The organism is Streptomyces sp. NPDC003379 (assembly GCF_053589195.1).
On record NZ_JBSFRK010000015.1, the window covers coordinates 26,968 to 48,249 of the forward strand.

At 70.9% G+C, this 21,282-nt stretch carries 19 protein-coding genes; 10 read left to right on the plus strand and 9 right to left on the minus strand.

The window, feature by feature from the left end; all coding sequences use genetic code 11:
• Positions 1-230: 230 nt before the first annotated feature.
• Positions 231-779: a CGNR zinc finger domain-containing protein gene (locus ACWDVB_RS16625; protein ID WP_451513202.1), complete on the minus strand. Its 549-nt coding sequence runs from the start codon at positions 777-779 to the stop codon at positions 231-233.
• Positions 780-912: 133 nt separating this feature from the next.
• Between ACWDVB_RS16625 and ACWDVB_RS16630 the strand changes: the two genes are divergently transcribed.
• The 5 genes from ACWDVB_RS16630 (at position 913) to ACWDVB_RS16650 (ending at position 6,227) form a co-directional block, all read left to right on the plus strand.
• Positions 913-1,392, plus strand: coding sequence for a VOC family protein (locus ACWDVB_RS16630; protein WP_451513201.1), 480 nt, complete (start codon positions 913-915; stop codon positions 1,390-1,392).
• A gap of 72 nt (positions 1,393-1,464) precedes the next feature.
• Positions 1,465-2,367, plus strand: coding sequence for a pyridoxamine 5'-phosphate oxidase family protein (locus ACWDVB_RS16635; protein ID WP_451513200.1), 903 nt, complete (start codon positions 1,465-1,467; stop codon positions 2,365-2,367).
• A 9-nt stretch (positions 2,368-2,376) separates the two neighbouring features.
• A complete protein-coding gene (locus tag ACWDVB_RS16640; protein WP_451513199.1) occupies positions 2,377-2,841 on the plus strand; it encodes an NUDIX hydrolase in 465 nt (154 codons plus the stop codon).
• 290 nt (positions 2,842-3,131) lie between these two features.
• Positions 3,132-4,949 (plus strand): TIGR03767 family metallophosphoesterase, encoded by a 1,818-nt coding sequence (locus ACWDVB_RS16645; protein ID WP_451513198.1) that lies wholly within the window; start codon positions 3,132-3,134, stop codon positions 4,947-4,949.
• Between the two features lie 111 nt (positions 4,950-5,060).
• Positions 5,061-6,227, plus strand: a complete 1,167-nt coding sequence (locus tag ACWDVB_RS16650; RefSeq protein ID WP_451513197.1) for a serine hydrolase domain-containing protein — start codon at positions 5,061-5,063, stop codon at positions 6,225-6,227.
• 61 nt (positions 6,228-6,288) lie between these two features.
• Here the strand turns inward: ACWDVB_RS16650 and ACWDVB_RS16655 are convergent, their stop codons facing one another.
• Entirely contained in the window at positions 6,289-7,344 is a 1,056-nt protein-coding gene (locus ACWDVB_RS16655; RefSeq protein WP_451513196.1) for a hypothetical protein, read from the minus strand.
• Positions 7,345-7,933: 589 nt separating this feature from the next.
• Positions 7,934-10,504, minus strand: a complete 2,571-nt coding sequence (gene pepN / locus ACWDVB_RS16660) for an aminopeptidase N (RefSeq protein ID WP_451513195.1) — start codon at positions 10,502-10,504, stop codon at positions 7,934-7,936.
• Between the two features lie 178 nt (positions 10,505-10,682).
• Between pepN and ACWDVB_RS16665 the strand changes: the two genes are divergently transcribed.
• The gene (locus ACWDVB_RS16665; protein WP_451513194.1) at positions 10,683-11,324 is read left to right on the plus strand and encodes a mycothiol-dependent nitroreductase Rv2466c family protein; all 642 of its coding nucleotides are present in this window, start codon (positions 10,683-10,685) and stop codon (positions 11,322-11,324) included.
• A gap of 5 nt (positions 11,325-11,329) precedes the next feature.
• Here the strand turns inward: ACWDVB_RS16665 and ACWDVB_RS16670 are convergent, their stop codons facing one another.
• The 4 genes from ACWDVB_RS16670 to ACWDVB_RS16685 form a co-directional block, all read right to left on the minus strand.
• Positions 11,330-11,536, minus strand: a complete 207-nt coding sequence (locus ACWDVB_RS16670; RefSeq protein WP_451513193.1) for a hypothetical protein — start codon at positions 11,534-11,536, stop codon at positions 11,330-11,332.
• Positions 11,537-11,686: 150 nt separating this feature from the next.
• A complete protein-coding gene (locus ACWDVB_RS16675) occupies positions 11,687-12,337 on the minus strand; it encodes a superoxide dismutase (RefSeq protein WP_451513192.1) in 651 nt (216 codons plus the stop codon).
• Positions 12,338-12,542: 205 nt separating this feature from the next.
• Complete coding sequence (locus ACWDVB_RS16680; RefSeq protein WP_451513191.1) at positions 12,543-14,012, minus strand: amino acid permease; 1,470 nt, start codon at positions 14,010-14,012, stop codon at positions 12,543-12,545.
• Between the two features lie 154 nt (positions 14,013-14,166).
• Positions 14,167-15,573, minus strand: coding sequence for an amino acid permease (locus ACWDVB_RS16685; RefSeq protein ID WP_451513190.1), 1,407 nt, complete (start codon positions 15,571-15,573; stop codon positions 14,167-14,169).
• A 263-nt stretch (positions 15,574-15,836) separates the two neighbouring features.
• Between ACWDVB_RS16685 and ACWDVB_RS16690 the strand changes: the two genes are divergently transcribed.
• Complete coding sequence (locus tag ACWDVB_RS16690) at positions 15,837-16,415, plus strand: biotin transporter BioY (RefSeq protein ID WP_451513189.1); 579 nt, start codon at positions 15,837-15,839, stop codon at positions 16,413-16,415.
• On the opposite strand, the gene ACWDVB_RS16695 is transcribed toward ACWDVB_RS16690, so the two are convergent.
• Positions 16,405-17,742 carry an FAD-binding oxidoreductase gene (locus tag ACWDVB_RS16695; RefSeq protein ID WP_451513188.1) on the minus strand — a complete coding sequence of 446 codons (1,338 nt, stop codon included), beginning with the start codon at positions 17,740-17,742 and terminating at the stop codon, positions 16,405-16,407. The genes ACWDVB_RS16690 and ACWDVB_RS16695 overlap by 11 nt on opposite strands.
• Positions 17,743-17,865: 123 nt before the next feature.
• Positions 17,866-19,323, minus strand: coding sequence for an amino acid permease (locus ACWDVB_RS16700; RefSeq protein ID WP_451513187.1), 1,458 nt, complete (start codon positions 19,321-19,323; stop codon positions 17,866-17,868).
• 196 nt (positions 19,324-19,519) lie between these two features.
• Here ACWDVB_RS16700 and ACWDVB_RS16705 point away from each other — a divergent pair, with 196 nt between their 5' ends.
• The 3 genes from ACWDVB_RS16705 to ACWDVB_RS16715 all read left to right on the plus strand — a co-directional run bounded on the left by ACWDVB_RS16705 (position 19,520) and on the right by ACWDVB_RS16715 (position 21,272).
• Positions 19,520-20,005: a ribose-5-phosphate isomerase gene (locus ACWDVB_RS16705; RefSeq protein ID WP_451513186.1), complete on the plus strand. Its 486-nt coding sequence runs from the start codon at positions 19,520-19,522 to the stop codon at positions 20,003-20,005.
• Positions 20,006-20,121: 116 nt separating this feature from the next.
• Positions 20,122-20,955 (plus strand): Fpg/Nei family DNA glycosylase, encoded by an 834-nt coding sequence (locus ACWDVB_RS16710; protein WP_451513185.1) that lies wholly within the window; start codon positions 20,122-20,124, stop codon positions 20,953-20,955.
• A gap of 80 nt (positions 20,956-21,035) precedes the next feature.
• Complete coding sequence (locus ACWDVB_RS16715; protein ID WP_451513184.1) at positions 21,036-21,272, plus strand: superinfection immunity protein; 237 nt, start codon at positions 21,036-21,038, stop codon at positions 21,270-21,272.
• Positions 21,273-21,282: the final 10 nt, after the last annotated feature.

Genomic DNA, 21,282 nt, shown 5'->3' on the forward strand with positions numbered 1-21,282 from the left:
CCTGTACGTAAGGTCGGGAGGAGGGTTTCGATTCGGTCCGGAATTCGGGACCGGATGACCGCTCAGCCTTACGTAAGTGGTTGCTGTTTGGGGAGAGTTGTCCGCGCCGTCATCGGGCATGGCGCAATTCCGCCATGCGCCATCGGGGACAAGGCGGCGTATAGGGGGACTTGCGCCGGGAACTTTCCGGCCGCCTGGTCGCCGCGCGGACCCGGCCCAGGTCCTAGGGCCTAGGCCTCGCGCGACCGGGCGTAGTGCCGTGACGCCTTCGCGCGGTTGCCGCAGGCCGCCATGGAGCACCAGCGGCGCGTGCCGTTCCGCGAGGTGTCGAAGAAGTGCAGGACGCACGCGTCGTGGGCGCAGCCGCGGATCCGGTCGGGCGCGGCGGCCAGGAGGTTCAGGTAGTCGCGCGCGGCGAGCCAGGCCGCGCCCCAGGTCGCGTCCGCGAACTCGGCCTCCTCGCCCGGCCCCTCGGAGGTCAGCCTCGCGCGGATGCGGCCGTGCCCGAGGACCTGGTCGACGCGGACCGCGCCCGCCGGGTCGCCGGGACGGTCCACGGCCGTGGCCAGGGCGTCGCGGGCGCGCAGCACGTGCTCCAGGGTCGGGCCGTCGGCGGCGAACCGCTCGGCGAGACCGTTCGCCGTGAGCCAGACGGCGAGCCCTTCGGTGCCGGTCAGCAGGTCCTGGCGTACGCCGTCGTGCATCCAGCGGGTGTTGAGCAGGTCCAGGGAGAGGGGCTCGCCGGTGAGCGGGCGGGGGTCGTGGGGGGCGGCGGGCATGGGGTGCTCCCTTCAGCGCTAACCGCTCAAGAGTACGTGACCGGTTGACGCACGCTGCTCCTAACCCCTAACGTCCACTTCAACGGTTAGGCCGCGTCGTATGGTGCGGTCGCCTACGACCAAGGGGAGAGTCATGACCGCGTCCACCACCTCCACCGACACCGCTCCGCGCATCGGCCACATCGGCCACATCGGCCTGAACGTCACGGACATCGAGCGTTCGCTCGCCTTCTACCGCGACGTCCTCGGGTACGGAGTCATCGGCGAGGGCAAGGAAGACGGCCGCCGCTTCGCCTTCCTCGGGGACGGCCCGCGGCCGGTCCTCACCCTCTGGCAGCAGGCGGACGCCGCGTACTGCGCCACCAACGCGGGCCTGCACCACCTCGCGATCGAGGTCGACACGATCGATCGGGTCAGGGAGTACGAGAGCGCGCTGCGGGCGTACGGCGTGGAGTTCGCGTACGAGGGCGTCGTGCCGCACGGTGAGGGCGCGGCGTCCGGCGGCATCTTCTTCCACGATCCGGACGGGACGCGCCTGGAGATCTTCAGCACGTCCGGCGCGCAGGACGCCACCGCTCCCGTGGAGTCCGCGCCGACCTGCGGCTTCTTCTGAGCCTCCCGGTTTTCGTCCAAGCCCTCCGGCTTCTTCCGCACCCTCCGGTTTCCCGAGAAGAAGGGTCACCCCGTGGCTTCGTACGCCCCTCCGAGCCCCTACCACCAGGGCTCGCGCGCCGTGCAGGACAAGGTCGGCGTCCGCGAACTCGCCGATCACGTGGGCCGGTCCATCGGCCAGGGCATCCGCCCCGTCGCCGCGGCCTTCCTGGAGATCCAGCCCATGCTGGTGATCGGCGGCGCCGACCGGGCGGGCACCGTCTGGGCCTCGCCGCTGACCGGCGATCCCGGTTTCGTACGGGCCACTGGGCCCCGCCAGATCTCGGTCGCGGGTGCTCCGCGCGCCACCGATCCGCTCGCCGCCGCCCTCGCCCACGAGGACACCCCCGTCGGCACCCTCGCGCTCGACCCGCGCACCCGGCGCCGCATGCGCCTGAACGGCAGGTCCCGGCCCACACCCCGCGGCCTCGCGATCGAGGCCGACCAGGTCTTCGCCAACTGCCCGAAATACCTCCAGAAGCGGACGCTGCACGAGGGGAGAAGGCCGGAGAACCCCGGCGAGCCGTGGCGCGGCGCACGCCTCACCGGCGACCAGCGCGCCTTCGTCGCGGCGAGCGACACGTTCTTCCTCGCCACCGTCCACGCGCGCGGCGCCGACGTCGGGCACCGCGGCGGCAACCCCGGCTTCGTACGCGTCACTTCCCCGACCGCACTGGAATGGGACGACTACCCCGGCAACTCCATGTTCCTGTCCCTCGGCAACCTCAACGACGACCCCCGGGCGGGCCTCCTCTTCCTCGACTGGAGAGACGGCACCACCCTCCAACTCACCGGAACCGCCCGTACCGACCACGCCGACGACGGCTCCCGCACGGTCCGCTTCACCCTCACCGAGGCGGTCGAGACCGGCTCCGCGAGCCCCTGGCGCTGGTCCGACCCGGAGTACTCTCCTGCCAATCCGGGCCATGGGGACTAGCGTCGGTCTGTGCACAAGGAGCTGAGGGTGGCGGCCTACGCCGTATGCGTCCGCGACGGACAAGTGCTGCTCGCCCGCTGGGTGGCGGGCGACGGCAGCAAACGCTGGACGCTGCCCGGGGGCGGCATGGACCACGGCGAGGACCCCTACGACACCGTGATCCGCGAGGCCGACGAGGAGACCGGGTACGTCGTCGAACCGGTGACCCTCCTCGGCGTCGACTCGCTGCGCCGCCGCTACCCGCGCAGGCTCGGCGCCGTCGCCGACTTCCACGGGCTGCGCATCCTGTACGAGGGGCGGGTCACCGGCGGCGAACTCCGCCACGAGACCGACGGCTCCACGGACCTCGCGGCCTGGCACCCCCTTGAGTCCGTGCCGGACCTCGACCGCGTCGGACTCGTCGACATCGGCCTCGAACTGTGGCGCACCCGCCCCGCCGACGGCCGCGGCCGAGCCCTCGGCACGGCGCACTGACCCGCGCCCCCGCGTCGTCGCCCCCCGCCCCCAACGTCGTCGTCCCCGCCTTCCCTTCCCCGGAAGATGAACACGGAGTGACCGCCTCCTCTCCATGCGGGGAGAAGTGCGTGACCGCGCAGGGTGCCCGGGGATACACGTACGGTGATCGGCGCTGCCCGTTGCGGTCTCGTTCACACACAGGTCACCCCCGATGCCAACGATCCAGTACGAGCGGGAAATTCGCGGGCCGCACCGGCCCCGGAGCCCGCGACCACTGCCGACGCGTTCGCACTCGGGGAGACCGCGCCATGCCGCGCACACGCTCTGTCGCCACCGCAACCGCCACGGCCGCCGCGGGGCTCGCCTCGGCCACGGCCGGCGCCGCCGGCCGCCTCGACCGCCGCGCCCTCCTCGCCGCCACCGGCGCGGTCACCCTCTCCGCCGGGATCGGCTACGCGCTGGGCCCCGGCGCGGGCTCCGGCAACGCCGCACCCGGCACACCCGCCCAGCACGCCACCGTGCCCCGCTCCCGGCAGGCGCCCGCCGCGCCCCTCATGCCGTACAAGAACGGCACCACCCTGCTCACCGTCGCCGCCCCGCGCGGCACCTCCGGCTACCGGCGGCTCGGCGACGGGCCCGCCTGGCGGCGCGTGGTGCGCGGCGACCTCGCGGCGGCGAAACCGGGGCGCGAGGGGCGGCGCACCGCGCTCGCCGCGTTCGTGCAATTCACCGACCTGCACCTCGTCGACGTACAACACCCCCTGCGCTACGAGTATCTGCGCGCGCAGACCGCGAGCGCCTGGCGGCCGCACGAGTCCCTGTCGGTGGCCGGCGCGGTCTCCCTCGTCGAGCGCGTCAACGCCCTGCGCGGCGCGCCCGCCACCGGAGCCCCGCTGCACTGCGTCGTGACGACCGGCGACAACACCGACAACAACTCCCGCACCGAACTCGACTGGTACCTCAAGGTGATGAGCGGCGGCCGCATCACCCCCAACACCGGTGATCCGCGCCGCTACGAAGGCGTGCAGGACAGCGGGCTCAAGCTGTACTGGCATCCGGACGACGCCCTGCGCGACGCCGACAAGACGCGCGGCTTCCCGCGCCTGCACGGCTTCCTCGACGCCGCGATCCGCGAGGTCAACAGCCCCGGCCTCGGCCTGCCCTGGTACTCCACGGTCGGCAACCACGACGCGCTGCCCGGCGGCTGCTGGGCGCCCAAGGACTCGTACCTCACCGAATTCGCGGTCGGCGGGAGGAAGCTGATGTCCCTCGACGAGACGCGGGGCGCCGCCCTGTGGAAGGCCGTCAAGAAGGGACGCGACCCCAAGGGCGCCCGCTACAAGGAGCTCCTGAAGAGCGAGGCCCGGCGCATGCGGTCCATCACGCCGGACGAATCCCGGGCGCCCTTCACCCCCGCCGAGTACGTCCGCGCGCACCTGGACCCCGCCCACGCGGGCCGCGGCCCCGTCGGCCACGGCTACACCCAGGAGAACCTCGCGTCCGCCACCCAGTACTACTCCTTCCGCATCAGCGACGACGTGCTCGGCATCAGCCTCGACAGCACCGACCCCGGCGGCCACTACGAAGGCTCGCTCGGCACCGCACAGCTGCGCTGGCTGGAGCGCGAGCTGACCGCCAATGAGCGGCGCGACGGCGGACCTTCGTACGTCGTCGTCTTCAGCCACCACACCAGCCGGACCATGCGCAACCTCCAACACGACCCGGCACGCCCCGACGAGGCCCGGCACGGCGGTGAGGAGATACGCGCCCTGCTCGGCCGCCACCGCTCCGTCCTTGCCTGGGTCAACGGCCACAGCCACAAGAACGCGATCACCCCGCACCGCACCCCGCACGGCGCGTTCTGGGAGGTCTCCACCGCCTCGCACATCGACTTCCCGCAGCTCGCACGGGTCGTCGAACTCACCGACAACCACGACGGCACGATCTCCCTCTTCACCACGCTCATCGAATCCGCCGCCCCGCACCGCACGGATTTCGCCGATCTCTCGCAGACCGGTCTGGCCGCGCTCTACCGCGAACTGTCCTTCAACGCCCCGGGCGCGAAGCCCGCGCTGGGCGGCGACGCGGGCGACCGGAACACGGAACTGGTGCTGCGCAAGGGCTGAGCCGATGCCACGGAAGGCTGAATACCGCTCAACCACGCCGGGCCGCTCAACCTCCGCACCGGCCCACTGGTCCCCTTGGCCGACAGCAGGTGTGGCCGGAAGGGGCAGCTCATGGCAGTACTGAAGGTGCGGGCGGGTGTCGCGGCGGTGGTGGCCGCGACGGTGGCGGCGGGCGCGTTCGCGGCGCCCGCGCTCGCCGCGACGCCCGGACACGGGGACCGGCACCGCGCGACCCAGCGCGCGATGGAGGCCGCCCTCAACGAGGACGCCCCCGGCGTGACCGCACAGGTCAAGGACCGGCACGGCCCCTGGAACGCCGCCGCGGGCATCGGCGACCTGGAGCGGAACAGCCCGCGCGGCGCCCACGACCGCTACCGCGTCGGCAGCCTCACCAAGACCTTCGTCGCGACGGTCCTCCTCCAGCTGGAGGCCGAGGGCGGACTCGACCTCGACGACACGGTCGGGAAGTGGCTGCCGGGCGTCGTCGAGGGGAACGGCCACGACGGCGACCGCATCACGGTCCGCCAACTCCTCAACCACACCAGCGGAATCTACAACGTGACAGCCGACGACGGCTTCCGGCAGAAGGTCTTCAGCGAGGAGTTCCTCACCCACCGCCACGACACCTGGACTCCTCGCCAGCAGGTCGCGATCGCCATGCGCCACCGACCGGACTTCGCGCCCGGCACCGGCTGGAAATACTCGAACACCAATTACGTCCTCGCCGGAATGATCATTGAGAAGGTCTCCGGCGTACCGTACGGGCAGGAGATCAGGGAGCGCGTCATCAAACCGCTCGGCCTGCGCGCCACGTCCGTACCCGGCACCAAGTCCTCGATGCCGCGCCCCGGTTCACGCGCCTACAGCAAGCTCTCCGACGCCCCCGACGCCAAGAACCACGACGTGACGGAGTTCAATCCGTCCGTGGCCGGCGCGGCAGGCGAGATGATCTCCGATTCGGCGGACCTGAACCGCTTCTACACCGCGCTGCTGCGCGGCAAGCTCCTGCCCGAGCGGCAGCTCGCCGAGATGAAGACCACCGTGCCGAAGGGCGACGACCGGCCGGGCCAGCGGTACGGCCTCGGCCTTGAGCCCTTCACCACCACCTGCGGCACGGTCGTCTGGGGCCACGGCGGCGACATCCACGGCTCGGCTTCCGTGGCGGGGACGACGGCGGACGGCCGCCATGCGCTGGCGCTCAACTTCAACGGGCCCGAGGGAGACCGCAACGCGGTCATGGAGGCGGAGTTCTGCGGGCGGGGTCAGGGCGGACGGTAGTAGGGCGGGCGGTAACCGGGCGAGGCCGGGGCGAGGCCGGGGCGAGGCCAGGGCGGGTCCGCTATCGCGGCAGCACGGTGACATACGCCGCCGGGTCGCGGTCGTCCGACGCCATCAGCGCGGTCCGCACGACGGCGGCCTGCTGCTCCGCCGCGTCCCGGAGCTTCCTCGGAGTGATGTGTACGACGGTGATGCCGAGCCGCTCCAAGTGCGCACGCTTGCGGGCGTACTCGGACCACACGGCGTCGTCGTCCGGCCGCAGCCCTTGGCGGGGCGCGCGGGTGTCGAGATCCACGGCGACGGCCTGGTCGGGCCAGTAGGCGTCGACGCCGCCGAGATGCGGGCCGCCGGGCAGCCGCAGATCTACGTTCCACAGCGGGTCCGGCAGGCCGTGCTCGGCCACCAGCCGGTACAGCCGGTCCTCCGCGATGGCCCGCCCCTCGGCGAGCAGCGAGTCCACGGCGTCCATGACGTGCGGCAGGGTCAGCAGCCCCGCGTTGCTCAACTCCCGTACCACCGCCGGAGGATCGCAGTGGCCGCCACGCACCGCCTCGGTGAGCAGCCGGCGCACGGCGCCCGCCTCGGTGAGCTGCGCCACGGCGTCGGCGAGGGCGCGGGGCACGGGCGTCACCGGAACCCCCGTGATCTGCTGGGGAATCGGCAACGGGGTATCGCGCACCAACCGGACGAACCCCACGGACCGCAGGCGCCGGGTACGGGGCACCAGGACGTCGATACGGTCCAGGGAGAGCAGCGGGGGAGCGGACGCGAAACGGTGCAGGGTGAGCGCCGCGAGGCCCGTGATGATCGCCTCGGCGTACAGGGCGTGCGGCTCGCCCGCGCCGGGCTGCGCGGGCACGGCACGGGCCTCGCGGGTCGGCGGGCGCCCCGCGTACAGCAGGGCGCCGTGCAGCCGCTCCTCGCTGGTCGGCGGGCCGGGGTGCAGCAGACACACGCCCGGCAGAAGCTGCTGCCAGGGGCCGCCGGGCCGGCAGTGCGCGCCGGCGTCGGCGGAGGAGACGCCGTGCTCGCGGAGCTGGGCCGTGCTCAGGACGCGTGGCTGGACCTCGGCGAGGTGCTGGAGGGGGAGGGGGGAGAGCGGGATGTCGTGGTTCATGCCCCGGTCGTTCCCTGCCCCGCGCTGTCCCCTAACCGCTGTTACACACCCGTCGACAAACCTGGACAAGCTCGCCCTAAAGCAAGGGCGTTCGACTGCCGAGGATCTTCCCTCACCGAGGTGTCGCTGCCCGGGGCCGCGGGCTCTCCTTCATCTCCCCACCGCTTCGCGGCGGACGTCTCCCACCCACCCACCCGTTGCTCCGCGTCGAGTCGTCCAGGCCCTGCGCTGGGGGCGGTGGGCTTGCCGCCGCCGCTTCGGGGCGAACGTTTCCCACCCACCCGCCCGTTGCTCGGTGTTGAGTTGTTGGGGCCCTGTGCTGGAGGTGGCGTCCTTGTGCCGCCGTTTCACGGCGGACGTTTCCCCCACCCACCCGCCCGTTGCTCCGCGTCCAGTCGTCCAGGCCCTGAGCTGCGGATGGGATGTCCCCCGGGGGCCACCCCTCGATGCGGGGTAAACGGGTGGGTGGGTGGGAGACATCCGCCGCGAAGCGGCGGGACAAGGCGGAGACGGCGGAAAGGCGAAGGGCAGAGCCAGGGGGGGGGCGGCGCCGAGGCAGGGGCCGGAAGAGGCCGTCCCCCCGGCCGGCCTAGGCCCCCGCGTCGCAGCCCTGCGCCCGCAACGACCGCGCGAGGTCGTCACGGGCCTCCAGGACCAGGCGCCGCAGGGCCGGCGCGGCGGACGCGTGCGCCGTGAGCCACTCGTCCGCCGCCGCCAGCGTGCCCTCGTCACCCTGGAGATGCGGGAACAGCCCCCGTACCACGTCCATGCCGATCTGGATGGACCGCTCCGCCCACACCCGCTCGATCGCATCGAAATACTTGGAGACGTAGGGCGCCGCGAGATCCCGCCGCGACGGCTGCGCGAACCCCGCGATCGTCGCCTCCACCAGCGCGTTGGACAGCGCGTCCGACTCCACCACGGAGGCCCACGCCTGCGCCTTGACCGCCGCCGAGGGCCGCGCGGTCAGGCACCGCACCTGGTGCCGCTTGCCCGAAGCCGTGTCGTCCCGGGCCAGCTCCGCCGCGAGGGCGCTCTCGTCGGCGACGCCGTGCGCGGCCAGCGGGCCGAGGAGTGCCCAGCGCAGCTCCTGGTCGACGTCCAGGCCGTCGATCTTCGCCGTACCGGCAAGCAGGCCCTGGAGCAGCTGGAGATCGGCCGCCGACGACGCCACCGCCGCGAAGAACCGCGCCCACGTCAGCTGGTGCTGGCTGCCCGGCTCGGCGATCCGCAGCTCGCGCAGGGCCCCCTCGGCGAGCGCCCGGCCGCCTTCCTCGCGCCAGTCGGGCGCGGCGTAGTGCGTGAGGGCGGAGTGGGTCCACGTGTGCAGCATCTGCAGCACGCCGATGTCGCTCTCGCGCCCGGCGAAGTCCAGCACGAGCCCGATGAAGTCACGCGCGGGCATCAGCGCGTCCCGCGTGAGGTTCCACAGCGCCGACCAGCACAGGGCGCGGGCGAGCGGGTCGGTGATGTCGCCGAGGTGCTCCCGCAGCGTCACGAGGGAGTTCTCGTCGAAGCGGATCTTGCAGTAGGTGAGGTCGTCGTCGTTGACCAGGACCAGCTCGGGCGCCGCCTCGCCGGCCAGCTCGGTCACGACCGTGCGCGGCCCGCCGACGTCGATCTCCGCGCGGGCGTACCGCTCAAGGGCGCCGCCCACGGCCGACCTGCGGTACAGGCCCACCGCCACGCGGTGCGGCCGCAGTTCGGGGTGCGACTCGGCGGCCTCCTGGAGCACGGAGAGCTCGGTGATCCGGCCCTCCGCGTTCAGGATGACCTGCGGGGTCAGGGAGTTGACGCCCGCCGTCTGCAGCCAGGACCGCGACCAGGACGTCATGTCGCGCCCGGACGTCTCCTCCAGGACCGACAGGAGGTCGCCGAGGACCGTGTTGCCGTACGCGTGGCGCTTGAAGTAGCGCCGGGCGCCCTCCAGGAACGCCTCGCGTCCGACGTAGGCGACGAGCTGCTTGAGGACCGAGGCGCCCTTGGCGTACGTGATGCCGTCGAAGTTGAGCTTGGCGTCCTCCAGGTCGCGGATGTCGGCCGTGACGGGGTGCGTGGAGGGCAGCTGGTCGGCGCGGTAGGCCCAGGACTTGCGGTTGTTGGCGAAGGTGATCCAGCCGTTGGTGAAGCGGGTCGCCTCGACCATCGAGAAGGAGCCCATGAAGTCGGCGAAGGACTCCTTGAGCCACAGGTCGTCCCACCACCGCATGGTGACGAGGTCCCCGAACCACATGTGGGCCATCTCGTGGAGGATCACGTTGGCCCGGCGCTCGTACGACGCCTGGGTCACCTTGCCGCGGAAGATGAACTCCTCGCGGAACGTCACCAGGCCCGGGTTCTCCATCGCGCCCAGGTTGTACTCCGGCACGAAGGCCTGGTCGTACTTCCCGAAGGGGTAGGGGCAGTCGAAGTTGTCGTGGAAGAAGTCCAGGCCCTGCTTGGTCACCAGGAAGACGTCGTCGGCGTCGAAGTGCGGGGCGAGGCCCTTGCGGCACATCGCGCCGAGCGGGATCTCCAGGCGCGTACCGTCGTCGAGGATGCGCTCGTAGGAGTCGGTCACATAGTGGTAGGGGCCGGCCACGACCGCCGTGATGTAGGTGGAGATCGGTTTGGTCTCGGCGAACTTCCAGACGCCGTCGGTCAGTTCGCCGACGCCGTTCGACCACGCAGTCCACCCCTCGGGGGCCCGCACCGCGAAGCGGTAGGGGGCCTTCAGGTCGGGCTGTTCGAAGTTGGCGAAGACGCGGCGGGCGTCCGCCGGTTCGTACTGCGTGTAGAGGTAGACCTCGCCGTCCTCGGGGTCGACGAAGCGGTGCATGCCCTCACCGGTGCGGCTGTAGGCGCACTGGGCGTCCACCACCAGTTCGTTCTCCTCGGACAGGTCCTCCAGTGCGATCCGGGTGCCGTCGAAGACGGCGGCCGGGTCCAGGTCCTTGCCGTTGAGGGAGAGGGCCGTGACGCTCGGCGCGACCAGGTCCGCGAAGCTCGCGGCGCCCGGCTCGGCGCGGAAGCGGATCGTGGTCACCGAGCGGAACGTGCGCGGCTCCTGACCGCCCTCGCCGACCGCCGAGCGCAGGTCCAGAAAGACCTCGTAGCCATCGACGGAGAGCAGCGCGGCCCTCTCCTGGGCCTCGTCGCGGGACAGATTCTCACCGGGCACGGGCGGCACTCCCTTGTGGCTCGCATGACTCGTATGAACGCGCACGACTCTGATTCGCCTGACTCGTACGAATGTCTACGATCCTCGCATGTGCCGTCGGCCGCCGACATCCGGGAATGCCCCGACAGACCCCCGACGTTCCCCTGGCCAGGCGCCGAACACATTCCCTAGGAGAGACATGTCCGAGAACAACGGCAAGACCCCGGTCGACTTCTGGTTCGACCCGCTGTGCCCCTGGGCGTGGATGACGTCGCGCTGGATGCTCGAAGTGGAGAAGGTCCGAGACGTCGAGGTCCGCTGGCACGTGATGAGCCTCGCCGTCCTGAACGAGGACAAGCTCGACGAGCTTCCCGAGGAGTACCGCGAGATGCTCGCGACCCAGGCATGGGGCCCGGTGCGCGTCGTCGTCGCCGCCCAGCAGAAGCACGGCGAGGAGATCACCGGGAAGCTCTACACCGCGCTCGGCACCCGCTTCCACAACCGTGGCGAGGGCGCCACCCGTGAGGCCGTCATCGGCGCCCTGGAGGACGTCGGCCTGCCCGCCGACCTCGCGGAGTACATGGACTCCGACGCGTACGACACCGAGCTGCGCGCCTCCCACAAGGAGGGCATCGACAAGGTCGGCCAGGAGGTCGGCACGCCCGTCATCGCGGTGCCCGGCGCGGACGGCGAGCAGATCGCCTTCTTCGGGCCGGTCGTCACCCCCGCCCCCAAGGGCGAGGCCGCCGCGCGGCTCTGGGACGGCACGCTGCTCGTCGCCTCGACGCCGGGCTTCTACGAGATCAAGCGGACCCGGACGCAGGGCCCGATCTTCGACTGACGGGGCTAGCCGAAGGTCTCCTCCGGGAGACGGAAGCCCTTGCTCTGCACGTGGTACGGCTGGACCCACAGGCAGCCGGGGTTGGTGCAGCGCCAGAAGCCGCGGGCCCGCGCCCGGCCCTCGATGCGGGCGATGTGGTCCTCCTCGGCGGGGGTGACCTTGCGGAAGAGGTGCAGTTGTCGGCACGTGGGGCAGTGCTTCTCGTCCAACATGCCTGCCACGGTCCTCCGGAATCGCGGCAACCGAAAGGCCCCCGTGAGTCACGTCCTCACGGGGGCCTTTCCTTTGTCCGCCCGCCCCGGCGAAAGTTGAGAAGACGATCACGAGGCGGGACGTTTCACGGGGTCATGGGGCGGGTCGCCTCACGGGGCCAGCAGCAGGGCGTTCACCCGCTGCTTGGCCGCCTCGTAACGCTTGGCGACGTCCTGCCAGTTGACGACCTGCCACATGGCCTCGATGAAGTCGACCTTCTGGTTCTTGTACTGCAGGTAGAAGGCGTGCTCCCAGGCGTCGAAGACCAGGACCGGCGTGGAGCCCTGGCCGACGTTGCCCTGGTGGTCGTAGACCTGTTCGACGATGAGGCGGCCGCTGAGCGGCTCGTAGGCGAGGACGCCCCAGCCCGAGCCCTGCGTCGTCGCGGCGGCCTTGGTCAGCTGGGCCTTGAACTTGGCGAAGGAGCCGAAGGACTCGGTGATCGCGTCCGCCAGCTCGCCGACCCCGTCGGCGGCCAGCGGCTCGCCGCCGCCACCGTCCTTGGGGCTGTTCATGTTGTGCCAGTAGATGCTGTGCAGGATGTGGCCGGAGAGGTGGAAGGCCAGGTTCTTCTCCAGGCCGTTGATGGCGCCCCACGTCTCCTTGTCGCGCGCCTCCTCCAGCTGCTCAAGGGTGTCGTTGGCACCCTTCACGTACGCCGCGTGGTGCTTGTCGTGGTGCAGCTCGATGATCTGCGGGTTGATGACCGGTTCGAGCGCCGCGTAGTCGTACGGAAGTTCAGGAAGCGTGTAAATGGCCATGTCCGAGCCCTCCGACTGCTGCTTCTTACTGCTTCTTACTTCTTATTGCAATTGATGCGCAAGTGCAGGCTAGCAGCAGCAGTCCGCCGAAGTTGATCAGCCCTTTGTCCTAGGACCACCGGTTGCGCCGGACGCCTGATACCGGGTACGCCGAAGGGGCCCGGGGTCGATGACGACCCCGGGCCCCTTCGCGTACGGGAGTGCCTTACTCCGCGGCCGTCACGGCCGCCGCCCGCTTCTCCGCCACCCTCTGGCGCACGAACCCGACCACCGCGAGACACAGCGTCAGCGTCCCCGTGGCCAGGAGCTGCTTGCGCGTGTCGGGCTGTTCGGTCATCAGGTAGAAGATGTACGCCATCGCGGCCAGCGCCACCCAGGTGAGGAAGGGGTACGCCCACATCCGCACGACCAGCTTCTGCGGCTCCTCGCGCTCCGTCCTGCGGCGCAGGATCAGCTGCGAGACGGCGATGAAGATCCAGACGACCAGGATCATCGCGCCGATCATGTTCAGGAGCCACGGGAAGACGTCGTCCGGACGCCAGTAGCTGAGCAGGACGCAGACGAAGCCGAAGACCGAGGAGGCGAGCACCGCGAGGCGCGGCACGCCGCCCGAGACCTTGCCGAGCGCCCGCGGGCCCTGGCCGCGCTGGATGAGGGAGTACGACATGCGCGAGGCGCCGTAGATGTTGGCGTTCATCGCCGAGAGGAGGGCGATCAGCACGATGACGTTCATGATCTGCCCGGCGCCGGGGATGCCGAGGTGGTCCAGCGTGGCCACGTAGGGGCCCTTGGCGACGACTTCCTTGTTGTCCCACGGCAGCAGCGTGACGACGACGAGCATGGAGCCGACGTAGAAGAGGGCGATGCGCCACATCGCCGTACGCACGGCCTTGGCGACGCTCTGGACCGGGTTCTTGGACTCGGCGGCCGCGATCGTGACGGTCTCCAGACCGCCGTACGCGAAGACGGAGGCGAGCAGGCCGATGATCAGGCCGTCCGTGCCGTTCGGCATGAAGCCGCCCGCGCCGGTGAGGTTCCCGGCGCCGGGGGCGGAGGCGTCCGAGCCGGGCAGGATGCCGAGGATCGCGAGGACACCGATGCCGAGGAAGAGCGTGATGGCGCCGACCTTGAGCGCGGCGAACCAGAACTCGAACTCGCCGAAGTTCTTCACGGCCGTCAGGTTCGCGCCGCAGAACACCAGCATGAACAGGGCGACCCAGGCCCACTCCGGGCTGTCGGGGTACCAGCCCACCATGATCTTCGCGGCGCCGATGCCCTCCAGGCCGACGGCGACGCAGAGCAGGAACCAGAAGCCCCAGCCCGCCGTGAAGCCCGCCCAGGGGCCGATGGCCCGCTCGGCGTGGACCGAGAAGGAACCGGAGGCCGGGTTGGCCGCCGACATCTCGCCCAGCATGCGCATCACGAGCATGACGAGGGCGCCGGATATCGCGTACGCGAGGACGATCGAGGGTCCCGCCGCGGCGATGCCCGCTCCGGAGCCCACGAAGAGGCCGGCGCCGATCACACCGCCCAGGGCGATCATGGAGAGGTGCCGCTGCTTGAGGCCGTGGACGAGCGGGGAGTCGACCGCGGGTGCCGAGCCGGGGGCCGCGTCGGGCGCCGAGCCGGGTGCTTCGTCGGGTGCTGCGTCCTGGGGAGTGGACGTCCGAGACATGGGCGTGCCCTGTTCAGTAGCCGAGACGGGGGAGCGAGCGGGCCCACAGTCTGAAGTCCGGTACCGGTGACAGGGAATGGCTGACCGCTATACGGACACGACGCTTACACATGGTGAAGAAATGATCACTTCACGTTCACGAATCCTTCACACACTATGCGCGCCGCCGCTCGCGCCACTCCCGCAGCCCCGCCACCGCCAGTACGAGCCCCGTCGCCCCCGCCGACCACAGGAGCTGAGGGCGTGCCCCGTCGTCGTTCAGCATCAGGCCGAGCACGGCGGCCATCGCGACCAGCGCCGCCCAGGTCAGATACGGGAAGGCCCACATCCGCAGCACGAGCCGCTCCGGGGCCTCGCGCTCGATGCGCCGGCGCAGCCGCAGCTGCGACACCGCGATCAGCGCCCATACGAACAGCAGTACGGCGCCGACCGAGTTGAGCATGTAGAGGAAGACCGAGTCCGGCCACTTCAGATTGAGTACGACCGACACGAAGCCGAAGGCGACCGAAGCGAGGACCGCGCGGCGCGGCACCCCGCCCCCGGACACCTTCAGGAGGGCCTTCGGCGCCTCGCCGCGCTCGGCGAGCGAGAAGACCATCCGGGAGGACCCGTAGAGGTTGGCGTTCAGCGCCGAGAGCAGGGCCACGAACACCACGATGTTCATGATCGTCCCGGCGGACGGCACGCCGATCGAGTCGAGGACCGTGACGTACGGGCTGACGCCGGCCCGCTGCGCGGTCCACGGCAGCACCGTCACGATGACCAGCATCGAGCCGACGTAGAAGAAGAGGATGCGGTAGACGGCGCTGCGCACCGCGCGGGCGACCGAGCGCACCGGGTCGTCGGACTCGGCGGCGGCGATCGTGACGACCTCCAGGCCGCCGAAGGCGAAGACGACGGCGAGGACTCCGGAGATCACGCCGTCCCAGCCGTTGGGCAGGAAACCGCCGTCACCGGTGAGATGGGCGAGGCCCACGGAATCCGTCTCGGGCAGCACCCCGAAGATCGCGAGCAGGCCGAGCACGAGGAACGCGACGATCGCGAAGACCTTCAGCGTCGCGAACCAGAACTCGAACTCGCCGAAGTTCTTCACCGACGCGAGGTTGGCGGCCGTGAAGACCAGCATGAAGATCAGCACCCAGGCCCACTGCGGGACCGCCGGCGCCCAGCCGTTGGCGATCTGCGCGGCGCCGGTCGCCTCCACGGCGAGCACGACGACCAGCAGGAACCAGTAGAGCCAGCCGACGCTGAACCCGGCCCAGCGGCCGAGCGCCCGCTCCGCGTGCACCGAGAACGACCCCGAGGCGGGCATCGCCGCCGACATCTCGCCGAGCATCCGCATCACACACATCGCGAGCGCGCCCGCGATCAGATACGAGACCACGATCCCGGGCCCCGCGACGGCGATCCCCGCCCCCGACCCGACGAACAGTCCGGCCCCGATGACCCCGCCGAGCCCCAGCATGGTGAGGTGCCGCTGCTTGAGCCCACCGCTGAGCGGTTCGTTCTCGACTCCGAGCACTCCGAGGGACTCAGTGGCCGTGGCCTGGGGGTCGTGCATGGTGCTCAGCGCTGCTCTCGGGGTCACAAGACTTTGGCGGGACTCCACAGTCTCCCCGGGCGGCGGCCCCCCGCGCAAAACGGGGCACCCACCCGCTCACCTCCGTGACGAGCGTCACGCCGTACGAGGTGTACGCGAAGCCCTTTGTGCGGAGCCCACCAAGGCCCCGCCTCCGGGTTGTCACCCTGAGATCGTGTGGCGCCGCCCCCGCCTGGGATAGCGTCAACGCGTCCCAACCCGCCCCACGTCCCCGCGGAGTCCCGATGAGCATCGCCGCTGCCACCACCCGCCCCGGCCAGGTCCTCGCCGACCTGCTGCCCGCGTCCCGCGTGAAGGACGCGGCGCTCGTGCTCGGCGGCGCCGCGCTCACCGGGATCGCCGCCCAGATCGCCGTGCCCGTGCCGGGCTCCCCGGTCCCGGTGACCGGGCAGACCTTCGCCGCGCTGCTCGTCGGCACCGCGCTCGGCGCCCGCCGCGGCTTCCTCTCCCTCGCGCTGTACGCCCTCGTCGGCATGGCCGGCATGCCGTGGTTCGCCCAGGCGAACTCCGGCGTCGCGGTCCCCACCCTCGGCTACGTCCTCGGCATGCTGCTCGCCGCCACGGTGGTGGGCGCCCTCGCCCGCCGCGGCGCCGACCGCTCCGTGGCACGCATGGCGGGCACGATGGTGCTCGGCTCCGCGATCATCTACGCGGTCGGCGTCCCGTACCTCGCCGCCGCGACCGGCATGTCGCTGACCCAGGCCGTCGCCGCGGGGCTCACGCCCTTCCTGATCGGTGACGCCCTGAAGGCGGCCCTCGCGATGGGCGCGCTGCCGACCGCGTGGAAGTTCCTCAACCGATAGTACGGACGCTGTAGTTCCGCCTGAAGAGGTTCGCCGGGTCGTACGTGGCCTTCAGCTCGGCGAGCCTCTTCCGCGTCTGTGCGTCGTAGAGCCCCTCGGGCCGGTCGCCGCCGCCGAACGCGAAGTTCAGCGAGCGCCCGATCGCCTGCCCCGCCACGCGCCCGAACGCCCGCGCGTGCAGCTCCCGCACCGCCGCGACATCCGTGCCGTCCAGCGGGGAGAGGATCCGGACGAGCCAGCCCGCGTCGCGGTAGGGCACCGCGTTCCCCGCGGGCCGCGCGAGGGCGCCGCCCAGGTGGTTGACCTGGACCACGTGCATCGAGGCGGCGTCCCGCCCGGTCAGGGCGAGCAGTTCACCGGCCGCGGCGGTGTCGAGGCCGCTCAGGACCACGCTGTCCCCGTAGTACGCGTGCGGGAAGTCCGGGTCGCTGTGGATCGTGGAGCTCTCGGCGTACGGCATCTCCCGCAGCGTGTCCGACACGGCGGGCCCGAGCGCGCGCAACGGCGCCACCAGCCGCTCGCCCTGCGCCCGCGACCCCGTGAACGCGACGCGCACTGAGACGAGATAGCGGCCGCGCAGATGCGGCGGGAGCTGGGGGATGTCCGGGTAGAGGAGGGCCGACAGCGACGAGGTCAGCTCGTCGGGCAGGGCCCGCGTCCACTCCTCGTAGCCGCTCAGCAGGGCGGCCGGGTCCGTCGTACGCCCGTCGAACGCGATCGCCCCGCCGTACAGCCGCGCCACCGGCACGAGACCGGTCTCCAGCTCCGTGACCACGCCGAGGTTCGCGCCGCCGCCGAGCAGGCCCCAGAACAGCTCCGGGGCGCTGTCGGCGGTGACATGGCGCAGGGTGCCGTCCGCCGTGACGACGTCGAGCGAGCGGACGTGGTCGGCCGCGTAACCGAACTCCCTCGCCAGGATGCCGAACCCGCCGCCCAGCGTGTACGACACGGCGCCCACACCCGGCGCCGAGCCGTTCAGCGGGGCGAGCCCGTGGGGCGCCGCGGCCTCCACGACCTGGCCCCAGCGGGCACCGGCGCCGACGGTGACGGTGCGCGCCTCGGCGTCCACCCGGACGGAGTCCATCCGCCGCGTACTGATCAGGACGCCGCCCTCCGAAGCGCCGGGAAGCCCGTGCCCGGTGGCCTGCACCCCTACGGGAAGGCTGTGCCCGGCGGCGTACGAGACGGCGGCGACGACATCCTCGGCACTCGTGGCACCGACGACGAGGTCGGGCCGGGCCACGAAACCGGTCTGGAATCCGGCGAGTTCGTCGTCGTACCCGGTGTCGCCGGGCCGGAACACGAGTCGCTGGGCGGTGAAATCCACGAGGAGCCTCCGTTGAGCCGCATACGCCTGATGTGCGTACGTCTGTCTGAACAACGGAGAGGGTCCCGCGAAAAGCTGACAACTACCGTCAACTAATCACGGGACCCCGAGAAGAACTAGGGATCAGACCTCGGCCCGAGGCCGGATCTTCTCGCGCACCACCGAGAACACGACCACGAACGCGGCCGCCAGGAGCGAGAGCAGCACCTGCTTGCGCCCGGCCTCATCGGTCAGCATGTAGATGAGGACGAACGAGATCATCGCGATCGTGACCCACGTCAGATACGGGAAGAGCCACATCTTCACGACGAGCTTCTCCGGCTCCTCGCGCAGGATGATCCCGCGCATCCGCAGCTGCGTGAAGCAGATCATCAGCCACACGAAGAGGGCCACCGCGCCCGAGGAGTTCAGCAGGAAGTCGAAGACGGTGTCCTTCCACTGGTAGTTGAACCAGACGGCGAGGAAGCCGAAGACGACGGAGCCGAGGATCGCGGCCTGCGGCACGCCGCGCTTGTTGGTCCGCGCGAAGGCCCTGGGCGCGTCACCGCGCCGACCGAGCGAGAAGGCCATCCGGGAGGCGGTGTAGAGGCCCGAGTTGAGGCAGGACAGCACGGCCGTGAGCACGATGACGTTCATGACCTGACCGGCGTGCGGGATGCCGATCGAGTTGAGCGCGGCGACGTACGAACCGTGCTCGGTGATCGACTTGTCGTTCCACGGAAGCAGCGTGATCACGACGAAGATCGAGCCCAGGTAGAAGACGCCGATGCGCCAGATCACGCTGTTCGTCGCCTTGGTGACCGCGCGCTGCGGGTCCTCGGACTCACCGGCGGCCAGCGTGACGATCTCGCTGCCCATGAAGGAGAAGACGACCATCAGCACACCGGTGAGGATGGCGCCCGCGCCCTTGGGCAGGAAGCCGCCCGCGTCGGTGAGGTGCGCGAATCCCGCGCCCGGGTTGTCCGAGCCGGGCAGCACGCCGAAGACGGCGAGCAGACCGATGGCGACGAACGCGCCGATCGCGACGACCTTGATGCCGGCGAACCAGAACTCGAACTCGCCGTACGAGCCGACCGAGACGAGGTTCGTGGCGGTGAGCACCACCATCACGATGAGCGCCCAGCCCCACTGGGGGACGGCGGGTATCCAGCCGTTGAGGATCACGGCTCCCGCGGTGGCCTCCACCGCGAGGACGACGACCCAGAAGAACCAGTAGAGCCAGCCGATGGAGAAGCCGGCCCAGCGGCCGAGCGCCTGGTCGGCGTAGGTGGAGAAGGAGCCGGAGGCGGGCCGCGCGGCGGCCATCTCGCCCAGCATCCGCATCACGAGGACGACCATCGTGCCGACGAGGGCGTACGAGACGAGAATGGCGGGCCCGGCGGCGGCGATGCCGGAACTGGAACCGACGAAGAGACCGGCGCCGATCACACCGCCGATCGCGATCATGGAGAGGTGGCGGTTCTTCAGACCCGCTTTCAGGCCGTCGCCGGTGTCACCACTGTCACCACTGCCGTCAGACCGCGGTTCCCCAGGGGATGGGGGGTTGCTGTCTGCCTTCGCAAGGGAGGGTTGCGAGGTCATGGACGAATCCTTAAGTTCTCGGGTCACGAGCCCCCGCATTCAAACTCAGGAGCGATCGGGACGGAAGTCCTGAATCCGGATCGTTGCATTCAGGCCCTTTGGCCTGAACCTTGGTCCCTGCCCCGGCCGCCCCTCGGCCGTGCGGGTCCGGCCCCGGTCGCGGCCCTCCGTCGCGCGACGTGCCACACTCGGACGCATGCGCGTGTACCTCGGCTCGGATCATGCCGGCTACGAACTCAAGAACCACCTGGTCGAATGGCTCAAGAGCCACGGCCACGAGCCCGTCGACTGCGGGCCCCACATCTATGACGCCCAGGACGACTACCCCCCGTTCTGCCTGCGCGCCGCGGAGAGGACCGCCGCGGACCCCGAGGCCCTCGGCATCGTCATCGGCGGCTCCGGCAACGGCGAGCAGATCGCCGCGAACAAGGTCAGGGGCGTCCGCGCGGCGCTGGCCTGGAGCGAGGAGACGGCGGCGCTGGGCCGGGAGCACAACGACGCGAACGTCGTCTCGATCGGCGGCCGGATGCACACGCAGGACGAGGCGACGAAGTTCGTCGAGATCTTCCTGGGCACGGCGTACTCCGGTGAGGAGCGGCACACCCGGCGGATCGACATGCTGTCGGCGTACGAGGAGACCGGCGAGCTGCCCCCGATCCCGGCCCACCACCCCCAGCAGTAGCGGACCCGTTCGCCGGGCGGCGCTGGTTTTCAGCCCGTCCGGCGTTCGAGGACGAGCCCTCAAGGCGATTTCCGTACCCTCGATTTCTTTACCTCGCACAACCCCGGAGGGACCCCGTGCCGGAGGGGCACACCATTCACCGGCTCGCGGCCGACCACCGGGAACGGTTCCAGAACCGTCCCGTCCGGGCGACCAGCCCACAGGGCAAGTTCTCCGACAGCGTCGAGCTGGTCACGGGCCGAGTGCTGGAAACCGCCGAGGCCCACGGAAAGCACCTCTTCCTGGGCTTCGGCGAGGACGACTGGATACACATCCACCTCGGACTGTTCGGCAAATACGCCCTCGGCGAGTGCCCCGCGCCACCCCCCACGGACACCGTCCGCCTCCGCCTCCTGAACGACACGTACTACTCCGACCTGCGCGGCCCGACCGCCTGCGCCCTGATCACGTACGAGGAGAAGCAGGCGATACACGACCGGCTCGGCCCCGACCCCCTCAGGGAAGGGGACGACCCGGGCAAGGCCTACCGCCGGATCGCCCGCAGCCGCACCACCGTCGCCGCGCTCCTCATGGACCAGAAGGTCATCTCGGGCGTCGGCAACGTCTACCGCGCCGAGGTCCTCTTCCGGCACGGCATCGATCCGTACACCCAGGGCAAGGACCTCGGCGAGGCCCGGTGGAACGCGATCTGGGCGGACCTCGTCGAGCTGATGCGCGAGGGCGTGCGCCTCAACCGGATCGACACCGTCCGGCCCGAGCACACCCCGGAGGCGATGGGCCGCCCGCCGCGCGTCGACGACCACGGCGGCGAGGTGTACGTCTACCGCAGGGCCAACCAGCCGTGCCACATCTGCGGCGGCGACATCCGCACCGCCGACCTCGCAGCCCGCAACCTCTTCTGGTGCCCGGCCTGCCAGCGGCCCGGCGGGGCCGGCCGGCGGCGCGGTTAAGATCGCTCCACCAGTTCGATCGCCCGACCAGCGGTCGCCTGATCGGCCATTGTTCGACCAGCTCAGCGGGGGTTCACTTCATGTTCGGTATCGATCTGCCCTACTTCGATCTCGGCTCGGTCGGCGGCCTCACCCTCGCGGCGCTCACCTGCATGCTCTACCTGCTGCCGTCCCTCATCGCCTTCAACCGAGGAGTCGAACTGCGCTGGGTGGTCCTCATCCTCAACATCGCCCTCGGCGCCTCGCTGATCGGCTGGCTGGTCGCCCTCTACCTCGCCACCCGCAAGGCCAAGACCCCGCTGGGCCACCCCGCCTGAAGCCCCCGCC